Source organism: Amycolatopsis sp. WQ 127309 (assembly GCF_023023025.1).
Classification (GTDB): domain Bacteria; phylum Actinomycetota; class Actinomycetes; order Mycobacteriales; family Pseudonocardiaceae; genus Amycolatopsis.
On record NZ_CP095481.1, the window covers coordinates 3,405,496 to 3,421,981 of the forward strand.

A 16,486-nucleotide genomic window follows, 5' to 3' on the forward strand; every position below is an offset into this window, starting at 1 on the left:
CGTGGCCGGCTTGAGGATGGACGGCGTTGTCGTCGCCGAGTACGCCAAGACGGCTGAGGAGGCTGCAGCCGACCTGGATTCGGCGGCGGCCGAGGTGGGCGGCGAAGGCGTTTCCGACGAGTCCTACGGCGCTCTGGGGGCGCAGCTCGGCCTCGGTGCGTCGTACGGCCGCGCGGCCGGGGCGTTGCGGCAGCAGCTGGCCGACGGCGCCGAGGCGCTGCGGTCGGCCGCGGAGGCGCTGCGGCACGTCACGGTCCGCCACAGCGATCAGGACGCCCAGGCCGCGGAGCTGATCAAGCGCGCCGGGAGGCTCGAATGACGTTCGCCGAACCGGAAGCGTCCACCGCTTCCATCCCGCACCCCCTGGCCAAGCGGACGGCCGCCCCCGCGGCGGCACCCGCCATCACCTTCGGGCCGGACGCGGCGGGCGACGACATCGCCGCCGCGGCCGAGCCGTACCTGTCGTACCTCACGGACCTTTCGGGGCAGCTCGGGCTGATCGACCCCGTCGAGACGTACTTCCGCCCGCTGATCGGCCGCTGGGGCGACCTCGGTGCCGAGGCCGGCCGGTTGCGCCGGGCGGCCGCCGCGGCGGCCGAGGTGTCCGCCCGGCTCGACGACCGGCTCGGCCGCCTGGACGGCGGCTGGGAGGGCCGGGACGCGGACGCGTTCGTCGCGTACATCCGCGAGATCGGCGCCGCGGGCGGCGACCTCCAGGAAGCGCTGACCGTCCTCGCCGGCGCCCTCGACGACCTGGTGACGACCCTGCGCCACGTCGTCGTCGACCTCGTCGAAGTGCTGGTGGACGCGGCGGAGCTGGTGTCGGAGTCGATGACGCTCCCCAGCGGCGGCACCCGGCGAGCGCGGACGCAGCTGCGGGAGACGCAGGAGTCGGCGAAGGGGCTTTACGAGACCGCGCGCGACGTCCTGGAGGCGTTCGACCGGCTGTGCGACGGGGTCGACGACCCCGACGTCGCCACCCGCAGCGTCGAGATCAACCACCGGTACCCGCAGGACCGGTTTCGGTTGCAGGACACGGAGTCCGGTGCGACGGCGGTTTCTTCGACGGGTTCGACCGGTTCGGACTCGGGCTCGGATGAGGTCATGACGGCGTCGTCGGCGGAGGACAGCAAGCACACCGACTCCGGCCGGCCCGCGGACGCGGCCGTCCCGCAGGCGCCGGTCGCCCCGGTCGTGGCGGACACCGCGGACCACAGCGCGTCGGGCATGCCGATGATGCCGATGATGGGCATCGGCGGCTTCGGCGGAGGCGGCGGTCAGGCTCGCCGCCCGTCGAAGAACCGGCCGATGATCAAGTCGTCGGAGCTGCTCGGCGAGCCGGACCTGGTCGCCCCGCCGGTGATCGGCGAGGACGAGACGGCGCCGAAGCCCAAGCCCCCGGCGCCGCCCGCGCAGCGGTAGTGCCTGCGGTCAGCGGACCGGGCCGGTGGGCTCCGGGCGGTTGCGGCGGATCGTGCGCATCACGAAGAGCGTGATCAGCAGGGCCACCAGGCCACCACCGGTGCCGGCCAGGGCCACGATCATCGGGGTCGAGCTGCGGTCGTTGGCCGGGGGGAGCTGGGCCATCTGCGGGCCCGGGTCCGACGCCACGACCCCGACCTCCGACGGCAGGCTCTGCGTCAGGGCCGCCACCGGGTCGATCACGCCGGCGCCGACGAAGTTGTCTCGCCCGCCCTGTGCGGCCGGGTGCTGGGCGGTCTCCTTGATCCGGTCGACAACCTGCTTCGCCTTGAGGTCGGGGTACTTCGCCCGGACCAGCGCCGCGAGACCGGCGACGTAGGGCGCCGCGAAGCTCGTGCCCTGGATTTCGCTGGCCTTGTCACCGCTTTCGAACGTCAGGTTCGCCAGCCCCGTCGACCCTTCGGCGGGATCCAGCGAGATGATCTTCGTGCCGGGGGCGGCGACGCCGACCCAGGGGCCGTGCACGCTGAACGGCGCCACACTGCCGAATTCGTCGATCGCGCCGACCGACAGCACGTCGTCCGCGAACCACGGCGGGGTCACGATCGTCTTCGGCTTGCGCGCGTCCGGCTGGTCGTTCTGCAGGCACTTGTCCCCGACGTTGCCGGCCGCGGCGACGATCACGACGTCCTTCGAAGCCGCGTAGTGGACGGCCGCCTGCACCTGCTGCTCGCCCTGGGTGATCGTGCCGTCGGCCACCCGGCAGTTGTCGACCGACATGTTCACGACCTTGATGTCGCCGCGGTCGGCGATCCGCACCAGGATCTCCGCGAGCGTCTTCAGGGTCCCCGCTGTGCCGTCCTTCTCGAGCTGGCGGCCGCCGTTCGTCTGTCCCGGCGAGGTGCCCTCGCCCTCCCCGCCGCCTCCGGCGCCGGTGCTCGGCGGCAGCTGCGACTCCGACCCGGCGGGCGGGTTCTCGCTCGACGACGGCGAGCTGCTGGTGGTGCCGGCCGGCGGGGTGGGGGTCTCCTTGGGGGGCCCGTAGTTCTCGCTCAGCTGGCGGAAGGACACGATCGTCGCGTCCGGTGCCACGCCGACGAAGCCGACCTCGGGGTTGTCGGGCCGGCCCGCGATGATCCCGGCGACCTCGGTGCCGTGGCCGTCGCAGTCCTCGAGCCCGGGTGGCTGGCCGTGGGTCGTCGCCGCGACGTAGTCGCCGCCCGACTCGAGGCGGTTCTGGAACCACGGGTGCCCGGTGACACCGGTGTCGATCACCCCGACCTTGACACCGCCGCCGGCGGAGTGGTCGGACGTGGCGGCGCGGACGATCTCCTGCGCCTTCGCCAGCTGCAGGTACTCCTGGCCCCACGGCCGGTTGTTGATCTGGATGTTCTGGCCCAGGACGGCGCGCTGGACGCAGCCTTTGGTCTGTGTGTAAGCCTTGTCGGGCTTCTTTTCGTCCACCGGCCGCTTGCTGTCGTCGACCGGCGGCGGGGTCGCGTAGTAGCCGTCCGCCGGGGCCGTCTGCGCCCACACCGGCAGCGCGACGCCGAGCGGCGCGAGCACGCCGATGGTGCCGGCCAGCAACGCCGTGGTCGTTCGCCGGGTCGCGCCGAAGCGGCGTCCTGCAGCCATCCGAGATTCACCCGATCCGGTCACTTGAAGTTCAGGTGCCGCAGGGTGGTGTAGAGGTCCATCACACCCAGGGCGAGCGGGAGCACCGACGCGATGCAGAGCGCCTCGATGATCTCCACCGTGCGCCGCAGCGGCGGCGAGAAGCGCTGGTTCGGGAAGATCACGCCGACCACGAGCGCGCCCGCGGCCAGCAGGATCAGCACACCGAAGACGATGAGCAGGCGGTTCTGCGGGCTCGACGTCGTCAGCCAGCCGATCGCGATGCCGGTCGCCGAGACCATGCCCGTGGTGAGCAGGGCGATGGCCTGGCTGCCGTTCGCGTACGCGCGGGCGCGCAGCAGCAGCACGAGCGTCGCGACGACGCCGAGGATGATGCCGAACACGCCGGGCGCCGACGAGGCGATGACCGCGGCCACCGCGACCGTGGCGCCGCAGCCGATCATCAGGCCGGTCATGTAGTTGTGCGCGATCGCCGTGCGGCGCTCGATCGCCCGGTAGTCGGGGAAACCGGAGTCTTCCTTGAGCTCCTCCGCGCTGCCCGGCACGTGCGGCAGCGGCAGCTTCGCGAGCCAGATCGTGGCGCGCGGCAGGATCGAGATGCAGGCGAGGGCGACGGCGATGGTGCCGGCCGCGATGCCGGCGGCCGGGTGCGCGATGAGCGTGCCGAACAGGAACGCCAGCGCCCCGAAGGTGCCCGCGGTGGCGGCGGCGATGAACGTCGTGATGCCGGCGCCGATGACCATGATGCAGACCGAGGCGACGATGATCACGAGGACCGCGCCGAGCAGCAGGTTCGCCCGCAGCGACAGCCCCGGCACGATGTAGAAGCCGCTGACGAAGGCCAGTGGCAGGCCGCCGGCCGCGGCGACCAGCACGCCGGTCGACTCGGCCTGGTACGCCTTGGCGAGCGTCGCGCCGACCGCGACGCACGCGATCGCGCCGATGCCGCCGGCGATGGCCGCGCCGAGCGCGCTGCCGCCGTAGAACGACCCGCTGAAGAACAGCGCGACAGCGGCGACGACCAGCGCCAGCCCGCCCGCGACGTGCCCGAAGCGGTTGGCGGTTTCCTTGGTCCACGGGCGGAAGCTGTCCGGGGAGGACTCGGCGATCGCGTCGACGACGTCGTCGTACAGCGGCGGCGGCGGGTTCTCGTTGCGCTTGCGCAGCTGCAGCAGCTCGCCGTCGACGACACCGAGCGAGGCGAGCGTGCGGCTGGGGTCGAGCGGGGCGTCGCCGAGCTTCGCCAGCGCCCAGCCGCCGTGGCGGGCGCCGCCGTCGGGCGACGATTCCTTGGCCATGTCGAGCAGCATCGGGAGGAGATCGGCCACCGCGACGTCGGCGGGCAGCGCCACGTCGATCCGGGTGGAGGGCGCCACCACCGTCACCCTGCTGAAAACTGTCGTGCCCGTAGCCACTGCACTGCCCCCGCTCGGTTGATACTGCTCCCGGGGGAACTTATACCGGACCCGGGCGCCGACATCATCGAACGTCCGAAAATCACTGCCCGCCGCAGGTCGGTCCGAGTCGTTTGTCGGTGATGACGTCGTCGCGGGAGAAGCGGGCGAAGCGGCCCTCCGCACGGTGATCATCCCAGATCATGATCACCACGCCTGTCGCCAAGGGTGAACCCGCCGTAACCAAGAGTGTGACAGCGGATTTCCCCGAGCGATCATGACTGTCGGTCGTGGGCCGTACACTCGCCGGACGAGGGCAGGGACGCCCGACGTGGGTCACAGAGGCGGTTGCGGTATCCGCCGGAATTCCTCCGCGACGTTCGCTAGGTTGTTCCGCGCACCTTGTGCACTAAACGGTGGCCGCCATCGTCGAGTTTGAATGAGGGGTCCTTCGATGAGCACGCTGCAGTTCAAGAAGTCGCCGCGGCTGGCGGCACCGCGCCCGCCGGGTGGTGAGGTGCACCTCGAGCCGCCGCCCGAGGTGCCCCGCGTCATCCCCGGCAACATCGTCATGAAGGCGCTGCCGATCGTGATGATCGTGGCGTCGCTCGGGATGATGGTCTTCATGTTCCAGGCCAGCAACCGGAACCCGATGATGATGGCCATGGGCGGCATGATGGTCGTCGGCACGCTCGGGATGATGGCCGGCGGTGGCGGCAAGGGCGGTGGCGCCAAGCGCGCCGAGATGGACGAGGACCGCAAGGACTACCTCCGTTACCTGGGCCAGATGCGCGACCGCGCCCGCGAGGCGATGGTCGACCAGCGGGCCGCGCTCGAGTGGGTGCACCCGGACCCCCAGTCCCTGTGGCCGCTGGCCGGCAGCCGCCGGATGTGGGAGCGCCGCCAGAACGACCAGGACTTCCTGCACCTGCGCGTCGGGCGCAGCTCGCACCGCCTCGCGACGCGGCTGGTCCCGCCGCAGACCGGGCCGGTCGACGAGCTGGAGCCGATCGCCACCCTCGCGCTGCGCCGGTTCGTGCGCGCGCACTCGATCGTGCCGGACCTGCCCACCCAGATCACGCTGCGCGGGTTCGCCGCGGTGAGCATGCAGGGCGACCGGGCGCTGACCCGCGGCCTGACCCGCGCGATGCTCGCGCAGATGGTCACCTTCCACAGCCCCGACGACGTGCTGATCGCGGTCGCCACCGCGGGGCGCGCGAAGGAGGAGTGGGAGTGGGCGAAGTGGCTGCCGCACGCCCAGCACCCCACGATGTCCGACGGCATCGGCCAGCTCCGCATGATGGCCGGCTCGCTGGCCCAGATCGAAAACTGGCTCGACGAAGAACTGCGTGACCGCCAGCGGTTCTCCCGCAACGCCACCCCGGCGCCGGACCAGCCGCACGTCGTGATCATCGTCGACGACGCCGAGGTGACCCGCGAAGAGCAGATCATCCTCGAAGAGGGCCTGGTCGGCGTCACGCTGATCGACCTGTCCGACTCCATCGGCAACCTCGCCGCCCGCCGCGGGCTGCGGCTGGTCGTGGAGGCCGATCGCCTCGGCGCGCGCAGTGCCGGCGGCGTCGAGTGGTTCGGCCGCCCGGACACCCTGAGCGTCGTCGAGACGGAGTCGCTCGCGCGGCTCATCTCGCCGTACCGCGTCGGCGGCGCGGCCGGGCAGGACGTCAGCGACGAGGAGCCACTGCTATCCAACCCGTCGCTGTTGGAGCTGCTCGGCATCCCGGGCGACCCGATGACCTTCGACGTCCAGCAGGCGTGGCGGCCCCGGCCGATCCGCGACCGCTACCGCGTCCCGTTCGGTGTCGGCGAGTACGGCCAGCCGGTCGAGCTGGACATCAAGGAAGCCGCCGCCGAGGGGATGGGCCCGCACGGCCTGTGCATCGGCGCGACCGGTTCCGGCAAGTCGGAGTTCCTCCGCACGCTGGTGCTGGGCATGCTGGCCACGCACTCGTCGAGCACGCTCAACTTCGTCCTCGTCGACTTCAAGGGTGGCGCGACCTTCCTGGGCCTGGACAAGGCGCCGCACGTCTCCGCGGTCATCACCAACCTCGCGGACGAGGTCACGCTGGTCGACCGCATGAAGGACGCGCTGGCCGGCGAGATGAACCGCCGGCAGGAAGCGCTGAAGAACGGCGGTAACTTCAAGAACGTCTGGGAGTACGAGAAAGCCCGTGAGAACGGCGCCGACCTCGACCCGCTGCCCGCGCTGTTCATCGTCTGCGACGAGTTCTCCGAACTGCTCGCGGCGAAGCCGGACTTCATCGACCTGTTCGTCGCGATCGGCCGGCTGGGCCGGTCGCTGCAGATGCACATGCTGCTCGCGTCGCAGCGCCTGGAAGAGGGCAAGCTGCGCGGTCTCGACTCGCACCTGTCCTACCGGATCGGCCTGAAGACGTTCTCGGCGGCGGAGTCCCGCGCCGCGATCGGCGTCCCGGACGCGTTCGAGCTGCCCTCGGTTCCCGGTGGTGGCTACCTGAAGTTCGACACCTCGACGCTGGTGCGGTTCAAGGCGTCCTACGTGTCGGGCCCGTACCGGCCGGCCGGCATCCAGGCCGCGGGCCCGGCGGCGACGGTGGTGCGCGCGGACAAGCGCCCGCAGCTGTTCGTCCCGGACTTCGTCGAGCTGCCGAAGGAACCGGAACCGGAGCTGTTCGACGCGGCGCCGAAGGTCGAAGAGCGGCAGCAGCCCGAAGAGGCGGTCGAGCCCAGCGAGCTGGACGTCATCGTCTCGCGGCTGATCGGGCAGGGCCCGCCGGCGCACGAGGTGTGGCTGCCGCCGTTGAAGGACCCGAACTCGCTCGACACGCTGCTGCCGAACCTGAACCCGACCGACGACCGCGGCCTGTCCCCGGTCGGCTTCTTCGGCAACGGCCGGCTGCAGGTGCCGCTGGGCATCGTCGACCGGCCGTACGAGCAGCGCCGTGACCCGCTGTGGGCGGACTTCGCCGGTGCGGCCGGGCACGGCGTGATCGTCGGCGGCCCGCAGTCGGGCAAGTCGACGATGCTGCGGACGCTGATCATGTCGATGGCGCTGACGCACACGCCGGAAGAGGCGCAGTTCTACTGCCTCGACCTCGGTGGTGGCACCCTGGCCGGGCTGGCCGACCTGCCGCACGTCGGCGGGGTGGCCGTGGCCCGGCGCGAGCCGGACAAGGCGCGCCGGATCGTGGCCGAGCTGACCACCCTGCTCGTCGAGCGGGAAGGCCGGTTCGGGGCGATGGGCATCGACTCGATGACCGAGTTCCGCAACCGGAAGCGCCGCGGCGAGATCCGGCCGGACCAGGACCCGTTCGGCGACGCGTTCCTGATCGTCGACGGCTGGCGGGCCCTGCGCGACGACTTCGAAGAGCTCGAAACCACGATCACCCGGCTCGCCACCCAGGGCCTGTCCTACGGCGTGCACGTGATCATCTCCGCCAACCGGTGGGCGGACATCCGCCCGGCGATCAAGGACATGATCGGCACCCGGTTCGAGCTGCGCCTCGGTGACCCGACCGAGTCGGACATCGACCGCCGGATCGCGGTCAACATCCCGGCCGGGCGGCCGGGCCGCGGCCTGACGCGGGAGAAGCTGCACCTGCTCGGCGGCCTGCCGCGGATCGACGGCTCGAGTGACGCGGAGACGATCGCGTCCGGCGTGGCCGACGCGGTGGCGAAGATCAAGGCGGCGTGGCGGGGCCGGGTGGCGCCGCAGGTGCGCCTGCTGCCGGAGATGATCACCTACGACGAGGTGCTGAAGCTCGACACGGCCCGCGAGTCGAAGCTGATCCCGATCGGCGTCAACGAAGAGGACCTGCAGCCGATCTACCTGGACTTCAACGCCGAGCCGCACTTCTACGCGTTCGCCGACGGCGAGTCCGGGAAGACGAACCTGCTGCGGCAGATCGCCCGGGGCATCTCCGAGCGGTTCACCTCGAAGGAAGCGCTGATCCTGCTGGTCGACTACCGGCGCTCGATGCTCGGGTTCGTCCAGGGCGATTCGCTGCTCGGCTACGCGGTGTCGGCGGCGCAGCTGGAGAGCATGGTCAACGACGTCTTCAACTCGATGACGCGGCGCCTGCCCGGCCCGGACGTCACGCAGGAGCAGCTGAAGACGCGGTCGTGGTGGAAGGGCCCGGAGCTGTTCATCCTGGTCGACGACTACGACCTGGTGGCCACCTCGTCCAACAACCCGCTGCGGAAGATCTCGGACTTCCTGCCGCAGGCCAAGGACGTCGGCCTGCACCTGGTGGTCGTGCGGCGCACCGGTGGTGCGAGCAAGGCGATGTACGACCCGATCATCGGCAAGCTGAAGGAGATCGCGGCGCCGGGCATGGTGATGAACGGTTCGCGCGACGAAGGTGCGCTGATCGGCAACATCAAGCCGAGCGCGATGCCGCCGGGCCGGGGCCTGATGCTGACCCGCAAGTACGGCAAGCAGCTGATCCAGGTGTCGTGGATCCAGCCGGACTGAACTGTGCCGTTCGTCCCCGATCCGGCCACAGCCACGGCCGAAGGGTTTCGTGGAACGGTCGCGTCCTCCGGGGGCGGCGGCCTGCTTTTGGCCGGATCGGGAACAGTGCCGCGGGGCGCACCTTCGACGACGGGGTAGGTTTCCTCCCCGAGGGTGCGCCCCGCCGGCGTGATCGCGGTGGCGCGGGGGATCGCGGCGAGTATTGCGGGAGCATCGGGTGACAGTGCGGGTAGCGGTGGACTTCGGGACATCGAGCACCTGTGTCGTCGCCTCGGTCAACGGGCGCGATCCGCAGGTCGTGGTGATCGACGGCCAGCCGCTGATGTCCTCGGCCGTGTACGCGGCGGCCGACGGCACGCTGTTCGTCGGCCAGGAGGCCGAGCGGCAGGCGGCGGTCGACCCGTCGCGTTACGAACCCAACCCCAAGCGGCGGATCGACGAGGGCGAGCTGCTGCTCGGCGACAGCGTCCTGCGGGTCACCGACGTCGTACACGCCGTGCTCGGCCGCGCGGTCGCCGAGGCGCGCCGGCTGGCCGGCGAGGCCGAGGTCGACCTGCTCGTGCTGACCCACCCCGCGGACTGGGGTGCCATCCGCACCCGGTTGCTGCGGCAGGCGGCCGGCGGCTTGGCGCGCGAGGTCGCGCTGGTGCCGGAGCCGGTCGCGGCGGCGGTCTACCACGCCGCGACGTTCGCACCGCAGGACGTCACCAACGACCGCACCGTCGAGTTCAGCGGCCGCCCGGGCGACGCGCTCGCGGTGCTGGACCTCGGCGGCGGCACGGTCGACGTCAGCGTCGTGCGCCGGCTCCCGCCGGACACCGCGCGGGACCGGGCCGGCCGACCGCAGCGCGGCGGCTTCCAGGTCCTCGCCACCCGGGGTGATCCCGCCTTCGGCGGCGCGGACATCGACCAGGCGCTGCTGGAGCACGTCGGCGAGCTCGTGGCGGGTGGGGAGCAGGACGCCTGGCGCCAGCTCGTCGAAGGCCGGGAGCTCGTCGACCGCCGACGCCGCCGCGTCCTGCGCCAGGACGTGCGCGGGGCGAAGGAAACCCTGTCGCGGCACGCCTACACCGACGTCCCGATGCCGCCGCCGTTCGCCGACGCGCACGTCACCCGCGAGGACCTCGAACGGCTGATCGCGGCGCCGCTGGGGCGCGCGGTGGAGCTGACCGTCGCCTCGATCGGCGACGCCGGCCTGCGGCCGAAGCAGCTCACCGCGATCTTCCTGGTCGGCGGGTCGAGCCGGATCCCGATGATCTCCCGGCTGGTGCACGAACGCACCGGCGTCGTCCCGACGAGCCTCGACCAGCCGGAGACGGTGGTCGCGCGCGGCGCGCTGCGCGCGGTGCTGGTCGACCCGGACCGCACCGGCGCGCTGCCCGGCGAGGCGATGGCCCGGATGGGCGCGGTGCCGGGGGGTGCGCTGAACCCGGCGGCGCAGCGCACGGAGGTCGTCCGCCCCGGCGACGTCGCCCCGCGCCCGGCGCCACCCCGGTCCGTACCGGCTCAGTTCACCCCGCCGAACGCGAACCGTCCCGGGCCGCCACCGTCGCCGCCTCACGGCCAGCCGGCGGCCCGCCCGTGGACGCCGGCGGCCGGCCAGCCCGCCCAGAGCGGCCCCGGCGGCCCTGGCGGCCCTGGGCCCCGGCCCGGCGGCGCGTCCGCGGCTCCGCCCGCGCCCGAGCCGCCCGCGAAGGACCGCAAGAAGCTGTGGGGGGTCGTGGCCGTCGCGGTGGTCGTCGTGGCCGCGCTCGTCGTCGGCGGGGTGCTCTTCTTCACGCGCGACAGCACCCAGGCCGAGACCGGCCGGACGCTCTCGCAGTACGACTTCAAGTTCGTCGCGCCCACCGACTGGGTCCAGACCGACGACCGGGTCGCCGACCGCCAGGTCGTCATCCACCCGCAGGAGTCGGCGGACGGCAACGACCTGCTCGTCGCGCAGGAGTACGTCATGGACTACGACGCGACGGCGGACCCGCAGAAGCTCTCGGACGAGCTCAAGAAGAGCGCCGACAACGACCCGGAGCAGTACAGTGCGTACAACCCGAGCGCTTCGTACGCGGGTCGCACGGTGATCTTCTACCACCAGGTCAAGCCGGACCGCCCCGACATCCAGGTCGACTGGTACGTCGTGGCGAAGGGCCGGATCCGGGTCCACGTCGGCTGCCAGTACGTGAAGCCCGAGCTGCGCGACCGGGTCGCCGCCGCCTGCACGCAGGCCGTGCGGACGGTGGAAATCCTCAACTGAGAGGAGGGCACGCGGTGCCGTCCGAAGAATTCGAGAGCGCCGCGGCGTCCTTCAAGCGGATCGGCCAGGACGCCGTGACGCACGCCCGGCGCGTCTCCGGGAACGCGAAGGCGCGCAATCAGCGCCACCACAGCGAAAACGTCGAATTGCTGAAGCGAACGGGTCGCGGCGCGAAGTCCGGCGATCCGACGCCCGGCACCCTGCGGGCGGCCGCCGAACGGTTCCGCCGGGCCCGCGGGCTGGCGGTTCCGGAGACCCCCGAGACCCCTGTGGTTCCCGATTCGGTTCCTTCGCGTTCGCAATCTCCCGCTCGGGCTCCTCGAACGAGTGACGATGACGAAGACTTTTCCCAAATGCGAATCATGAATCGTGGCCAGTGAGTTCACCGCGTGTTCGCTGTGCGTGTGCTAACCCCGCTGGTGGAGAACGTATTTTCGGGTGACAGGTCGCCGGATCGGGGTGATCTGCCGCAACGGGCGGCGATCGGTTCCCAGGGGGAGCGTTCACGCAAGCAACTACTTGCCGGCGAAGCACGACAAGAGGGAACCGGGCATGGCAGGGTCTGCGTCGTAGGGCCGTACAAACGAACGAGACGCGCTACGGCCAACCACTCTTATGAAGGGGGTTTCCAGCATGGCTGGATTCACAGGGACAGTTCAGCAGTTCACCGACGCCGAGGGCAAGGTCACCGAGGTCCGCGCGGGCATGGACAGCAACCTGTCCACGCTGCGCGACCGCATCGAGGCCACCCGCGCCGGCTGGCAGGGCGACGCGCAGAAGGCGTTCGACCACGTCATGCAGCGCTTCGACGAGGACGCCCGCAAGATGAACCAGGCGCTGCAGAAGATCGCGGAGCTCCTCCGCGAGGCCGGTTCGAAGTACGAGAAGTCCGAGCAGCAGCAGCAGGAGATCCTGGGCGCCGTCAACCGCGGCTTCGACGCGCTCGGCTGAGCTTCACCCTCGTCTTTCTTTTCATTCACCCGAAATTCTTGAGTTCCGAAGGAGTACGTCATGTCCGATGCCGGCATTGTCGTCAATTACGCCACCATCCGCGCTGCCGCGGACGACTGCACGCAGACCGGGGGCGAGCTGCAGCAGGCGTTCGACCGCCTCAAGGACGACCTGAAGCCGCTGATCACCACCTGGACCGGTTCCGCCAAGGAGCAGTACGACCAGGCCCAGCGCGCGTGGGACCAGAGCTTCGAGGACCTGAAGCAGGTTCTGGCGCAGATCGCCGCCGCCCTGCCGCAGATCGCCGACGGCTACCAGTCGACGGACAGCGCCGTCGAAGGCCTGTTCTGAGCCGCTAGCCCCGGGAACCACGGCGGGCCCGCACTTCGGTGCGGGGCCCGCCGTTTTCCGTTTCCGGACAAGGAAAACCGGCTCATCGCGGAAGATGGAGGAGCGAGCTAGCCGCCGTCGCGCAGGGACCGGATCATGCTCCGCAGGATCCGGAACGCGTCCGCCTGCTCGGTTCCGGTCATCCCGGCCAGCATCCTGACCTCGACGGACCGCACCGCCACGGTCGCCTTCTCGAGGCTCCGCCGGCCTCGGGGCGTGAGCCGCGTGGGCAGCACCTTCCCGACGGGCGCCGCCTCGGGCCTGGTCACGTGGCCCTCTCGTTCCAGGGTCTGGAGCAGCACGTTCATCGACTGCCGGGTCACGAACGCGCCCCGCGCGAGCTCGGAGTTCGACAAGCCCGGTCGCTGGGCCAGCAGTTCGAGGCAGGAGTAGTGCGTCACGCTCATCCCGAGCGGCCGCAGCACCTCGTCCATGGCCGCGCGCAGGGCGCTCGACGCCTCTTTCAGCAGGTAGCCCAGTGACGTCTCCAGGTCGACGCCGACTCCGTCTTGACTCATGTCAGTATTCTGACATAGATTGAGCCGTGTCAGAAGACTGACACGGAAAGAAGGAGCACCACATGCCCGTCACCGGCCCCGACTTCATCTCGCTCCAAGCGCGCGACCTCGGCGCCTCACAGGCGTTCTACGAGCAGTACCTCGGCCTCGTCCGCTCGCCGGCCGGACCGCCGCACGCCGTCGTCTTCGAGACGAAGCCGATCGCGTTCGCCCTCCGCGACGTCGTGCCCGGCACCGACCTCGCATCCGTGGCCCAGCCCGGCATCGGTGCCGCGATCTGGCTGCACGCCACCGACGTCCAGGCCATCCACGACGCTCTCGCCGCCGACGGCCACACCATCGTCGCCGCGCCGATCGACGGCCCCTTCGGCCGGACGTTCACCTTCGCCGACCCCGACGGCTACCAGGTCACCCTCCACGACCGCGCCTGACCGGCCGGACGGTGGCGGGCCGGGGACTCAGTGCGGCGCGCCGACCTCGTACTCGGGGCGGTCGTTGAGCACCCGCACGGTGACCTTCTTGGCCTGACCGCCGATCTGCACCGTGCAGTCGAAGGTCGTGCCGTTCCGGGCCGCCTCGTTCGACGGGCACTGCGCGTTCTTCACGTCCGGCTCGCCGTAGTTCTCGTTCAGGACCTTGACCACACCGTCCTGAAGGGACTCCTGGTCCAGGACGTCCCCGCGGAACGCGCCGAGCAGCCACGCGCCACCGCCGCCGAGCACGAGCACCAGGACCACGATCCCGGCGATCAGCAAGGGTTTCTTCGACTTCGGCTTCTTCTCGGGCGCCGCGGCGAACGCGCCGAGGCCGCCGTACTGCGACGGCTGGAACCCGCCGCCGTACTGCGGGCCCGGCTGCTGCGGCGGCCGGCCGCCGCCCGGGGCGCCCTGCTGGGGTGCCGGCGGCTGCGGCTGCCACGGGGCGTTCTGCTGTCCCTGCCACGGCCCGGAGAACGACCCGCTCGGGCCGGGCTGCTGCGGGGCCCACTGGCCCGTGTAGGACCCGGTGGCCGCGCCCGGGGTGTCGTTCTGCTGCCACTGCCCGGAATGCGGGCCGGTCGCCTGCTGCTCCGGCTGCCAGGCCGGGGCCTGCGGCGCCTGCGGGTTGGCCGGTGCCGGCGGGTTGGCCGGCGGCTGCCACCACTGCGGCTGCTGGTCGGGCGGCTGGGTCATCGGGGATCACCTCGGGTCGGGCGGGGGGAGACGGCCACGGCTCAGTTGCCCTGCGCGTCGCCGAGCCGGCGGTAGAAGTCGTCCATCGCCGCGCGGTCGGGCAGCACGGTGATCTGCGACGCGTCGGGCAGCTTCGGCATGTCCTGCAGGCTCGCCGGGCCGGTGAACTTGAACTCGTACTTGAGCTCGACCTGGTGGCTGTCGCCGCCGAACTTGGCGTCCATCGCGAACGAGACCAGGCTGCCGTCCGGGTTCAGCGTGATCGTGGTCGGCACCATGGCCTTGTTCAGCTCCGGCCCGATCAGGCTGGTGACGCTGGCCGGCAGGATCTCGACCCGGTTCTTGACGAAGACCTCGAAGGGCACGTTGACCGTCAGCGCGGTCTTGCCGTCGCCGAGGCTCTTCGCCCCGCGGACCGCCCGCTTGTCGGCCCGGTAGGCGTCCACCGTCGAGTCGGCCATCCGGCACGGGGTCAGCACCCCGCCCCAGACGCAGGGCTGGATCAGGCCGGCCTCGGGCTTCGGCATCGACACCCACGCCGTCGGCGAGACGCCCTTCTGCACGTACATCGGGCCGAGGTAGGTGTACTCGACCGGGCCGTCGGCCGGGGTGTACGTGTCGATGATCTCGTCGGGGTTCTTCAGCGAGCGGTGCCGCACGACCCGGTTCTCCGGGCTGCCGGTGCGGGCCGAGGTGACGGTGCTGTGGACCCACTTGTCGTCGAACTTGAAGTAGGCGTCGAGCGAGTTGGTGACGTCGCGGGTGTCGGTGATGCTGTCCTCGAGCTTGCCGATCACCTGCTCGAACTTGCCGCCGACGTAGTCCGCCGCGTCGTCGCCCTTCGGCAGCGGCGTGCCCGCCTTGGCCTGGCCGCAGGCGCTGACGAGCGCCAGGAACGCCCCCAGGACGAAGATCGCCGTCGGTCGTTTCCTCATCGCCGTCCCCTGCTCGACTGTGCCGGTGCTCCCAGCGCTCGGATCGTCTCATCCTCGCGTGTCGGGGCCGCGCGTGCGGGCACTTCGGCCGGAAAACCGGGTAGAGTCCGCAGGGGCCGGGCCTGTCCCGGCGCTTCCACCCACCCCCGATGCGTGGCTGCGGCGAGCGTGGGGGTATCTTCATATGTCGTTGTGCGTTGCGGCGCATCAGCGCGCTAGGCCCGCACAGAACCCACACGCAATGTTGACGACGAGGTAGACCCTTGCCCACGTACAGCCCCAAGCCCGGCGACGTCACTCGTGCCTGGCACGTGATCGACGCCGAGGATGTCGTGCTCGGCCGGCTCGCGACCGAGGTCGCCACGCTGCTGCGCGGCAAGCACAAGCCGACCTACGCCCCGCACGTGGACACCGGTGACTTCGTCATCATCGTCAACGCCGAGAAGGTCGCGCTCACCGGAAACAAGCGCACGCAGAAGTTCGCCTACCGGCACAGCGGTTACCCCGGCGGTCTGCGCAAGCGGTCCTTCGGCGAGCTGCTCGACACCAAGCCCGAACACCTTCTCGAGAAGGTCGTCAAGGGCATGCTGCCGAAGAACAAGCTCGGCCGCGCCCAGGCCAAGAAGCTGAAGGTCTACGCCGGCCCGCAGCACCCGCACACCGCGCAGCAGCCACAGGTGCGCGAGATCACCAAGATCGCGCAGGTCGCGCAGTGAGTGAGGAACAGTCTGTGACCAGCACCGAGCCCGAGACCGCCGAGGTCACCACCGAGGCGACCGAGACCGGCGCCGTCGAGACCCCGGAAGCCACCGAGGCTCCCGAAAGCACGGAAGCTCCCGAGGCTGCCGTCGCCACCAGCGAGACGCCGGTCGCGACGAGCGAGACTCCGGTCGCCACCAGCGAGACCCCGGCGGCGACCAGCGAGTCCGCCACCGCCCCGCGCCCGTCGCGGGCCGCGGGCGGCAACGCCCAGACCGTCGGCCGCCGCAAGGAAGCCGTCGTTCGCGTGCGTGTCGTCCCGGGCACCGGTGAGTTCAAGCTCAACGGCCGCACCCTCGAGGAGTACTTCCCGAACAAGGTGCACCAGCAGCTCATCAAGGACCCGCTGGTCCTGGTCGAGAAGCCGGACGCGTTCGACATCTTCGCCAACCTGCACGGTGGCGGCGTCTCGGGTCAGGCCGGCGCGCTGCGCCTGGCCATCGCCCGTGCGCTCATCGAGGTCGACGCGGACGACCGCCCGGCCCTCAAGAAGGCCGGCTTCCTGACCCGTGACGCGCGCGCCACGGAGCGGAAGAAGTACGGCCTCAAGAAGGCCCGTAAGGCCCCGCAGTACAGCAAGCGCTGATCGCG

Annotated in this window: 15 protein-coding genes; 10 read left to right on the top strand and 5 right to left on the bottom strand. The window is 71.1% G+C overall.

Translation table 11 applies throughout. The annotated features are described in order from the left end of the window. Window position 1: 1 nt before the first annotated feature. Complete coding sequence (locus MUY22_RS15980) at window positions 2-319, top strand: hypothetical protein (RefSeq protein ID WP_247060555.1); 318 nt, start codon at window positions 2-4, stop codon at window positions 317-319. After that, window positions 316-1,422 carry a WXG100 family type VII secretion target gene (locus MUY22_RS15985; protein ID WP_247060558.1) on the top strand — a complete coding sequence of 369 codons (1,107 nt, stop codon included), beginning with the start codon at window positions 316-318 and terminating at the stop codon, window positions 1,420-1,422. The genes MUY22_RS15980 and MUY22_RS15985 overlap by 4 nt, the downstream gene beginning before the upstream one ends. A 9-nt stretch (window positions 1,423-1,431) precedes the next feature. Here the strand turns inward: MUY22_RS15985 and mycP are convergent, their stop codons facing one another. Together mycP and eccD are read right to left on the bottom strand one after the other, a co-directional pair. Beyond that, window positions 1,432-3,057 (bottom strand): type VII secretion-associated serine protease mycosin, encoded by a 1,626-nt coding sequence (mycP, locus tag MUY22_RS15990; RefSeq protein WP_247060561.1) that lies wholly within the window; start codon window positions 3,055-3,057, stop codon window positions 1,432-1,434. 20 nt (window positions 3,058-3,077) lie between these two features. Continuing rightward, window positions 3,078-4,442 carry a type VII secretion integral membrane protein EccD gene (eccD, locus tag MUY22_RS15995; protein WP_247060563.1) on the bottom strand — a complete coding sequence of 455 codons (1,365 nt, stop codon included), beginning with the start codon at window positions 4,440-4,442 and terminating at the stop codon, window positions 3,078-3,080. 463 nt (window positions 4,443-4,905) lie between these two features. Here eccD and eccCa point away from each other — a divergent pair, with 463 nt between their 5' ends. The 5 genes from eccCa (at window position 4,906) to MUY22_RS16020 (ending at window position 12,472) form a co-directional block, all read left to right on the top strand. Then, the gene (eccCa, locus tag MUY22_RS16000) at window positions 4,906-8,922 is read left to right on the top strand and encodes a type VII secretion protein EccCa (RefSeq protein WP_247060565.1); all 4,017 of its coding nucleotides are present in this window, start codon (window positions 4,906-4,908) and stop codon (window positions 8,920-8,922) included. 217 nt (window positions 8,923-9,139) lie between these two features. Continuing rightward, window positions 9,140-11,170 (top strand): type VII secretion-associated protein, encoded by a 2,031-nt coding sequence (locus MUY22_RS16005; protein ID WP_247060567.1) that lies wholly within the window; start codon window positions 9,140-9,142, stop codon window positions 11,168-11,170. A gap of 14 nt (window positions 11,171-11,184) precedes the next feature. After that, window positions 11,185-11,550 (top strand): hypothetical protein, encoded by a 366-nt coding sequence (locus MUY22_RS16010; RefSeq protein WP_247060568.1) that lies wholly within the window; start codon window positions 11,185-11,187, stop codon window positions 11,548-11,550. Between the two features lie 253 nt (window positions 11,551-11,803). Continuing rightward, window positions 11,804-12,121, top strand: a complete 318-nt coding sequence (locus MUY22_RS16015) for a WXG100 family type VII secretion target (RefSeq protein ID WP_247060570.1) — start codon at window positions 11,804-11,806, stop codon at window positions 12,119-12,121. A 60-nt stretch (window positions 12,122-12,181) separates the two neighbouring features. Continuing rightward, complete coding sequence (locus tag MUY22_RS16020) at window positions 12,182-12,472, top strand: WXG100 family type VII secretion target (protein WP_247060571.1); 291 nt, start codon at window positions 12,182-12,184, stop codon at window positions 12,470-12,472. 107 nt (window positions 12,473-12,579) lie between these two features. On the opposite strand, the gene MUY22_RS16025 is transcribed toward MUY22_RS16020, so the two are convergent. After that, on the bottom strand, window positions 12,580-13,029 hold the full coding sequence (locus tag MUY22_RS16025) for a MarR family winged helix-turn-helix transcriptional regulator (protein ID WP_247060572.1): 450 nt from the start codon (window positions 13,027-13,029) through the stop codon (window positions 12,580-12,582). A gap of 62 nt (window positions 13,030-13,091) precedes the next feature. Here MUY22_RS16025 and MUY22_RS16030 point away from each other — a divergent pair, with 62 nt between their 5' ends. After that, the gene (locus MUY22_RS16030; protein ID WP_247060573.1) at window positions 13,092-13,460 is read left to right on the top strand and encodes a VOC family protein; all 369 of its coding nucleotides are present in this window, start codon (window positions 13,092-13,094) and stop codon (window positions 13,458-13,460) included. Window positions 13,461-13,487: 27 nt separating this feature from the next. On the opposite strand, the gene MUY22_RS16035 is transcribed toward MUY22_RS16030, so the two are convergent. Further along, entirely contained in the window at window positions 13,488-14,201 is a 714-nt protein-coding gene (locus MUY22_RS16035) for a DUF4333 domain-containing protein (protein WP_247060574.1), read from the bottom strand. 41 nt (window positions 14,202-14,242) lie between these two features. Then, on the bottom strand, window positions 14,243-15,136 hold the full coding sequence (locus MUY22_RS16040; RefSeq protein WP_247060575.1) for a hypothetical protein: 894 nt from the start codon (window positions 15,134-15,136) through the stop codon (window positions 14,243-14,245). A 263-nt stretch (window positions 15,137-15,399) separates the two neighbouring features. Here MUY22_RS16040 and rplM point away from each other — a divergent pair, with 263 nt between their 5' ends. Together rplM and rpsI are read left to right on the top strand one after the other, a co-directional pair. Then, window positions 15,400-15,852 carry a 50S ribosomal protein L13 gene (rplM, locus tag MUY22_RS16045; RefSeq protein ID WP_247060576.1) on the top strand — a complete coding sequence of 151 codons (453 nt, stop codon included), beginning with the start codon at window positions 15,400-15,402 and terminating at the stop codon, window positions 15,850-15,852. 14 nt (window positions 15,853-15,866) lie between these two features. Further along, window positions 15,867-16,481, top strand: a complete 615-nt coding sequence (gene rpsI, locus MUY22_RS16050) for a 30S ribosomal protein S9 (RefSeq protein ID WP_247060577.1) — start codon at window positions 15,867-15,869, stop codon at window positions 16,479-16,481. Window positions 16,482-16,486 lie beyond the last annotated feature (5 nt).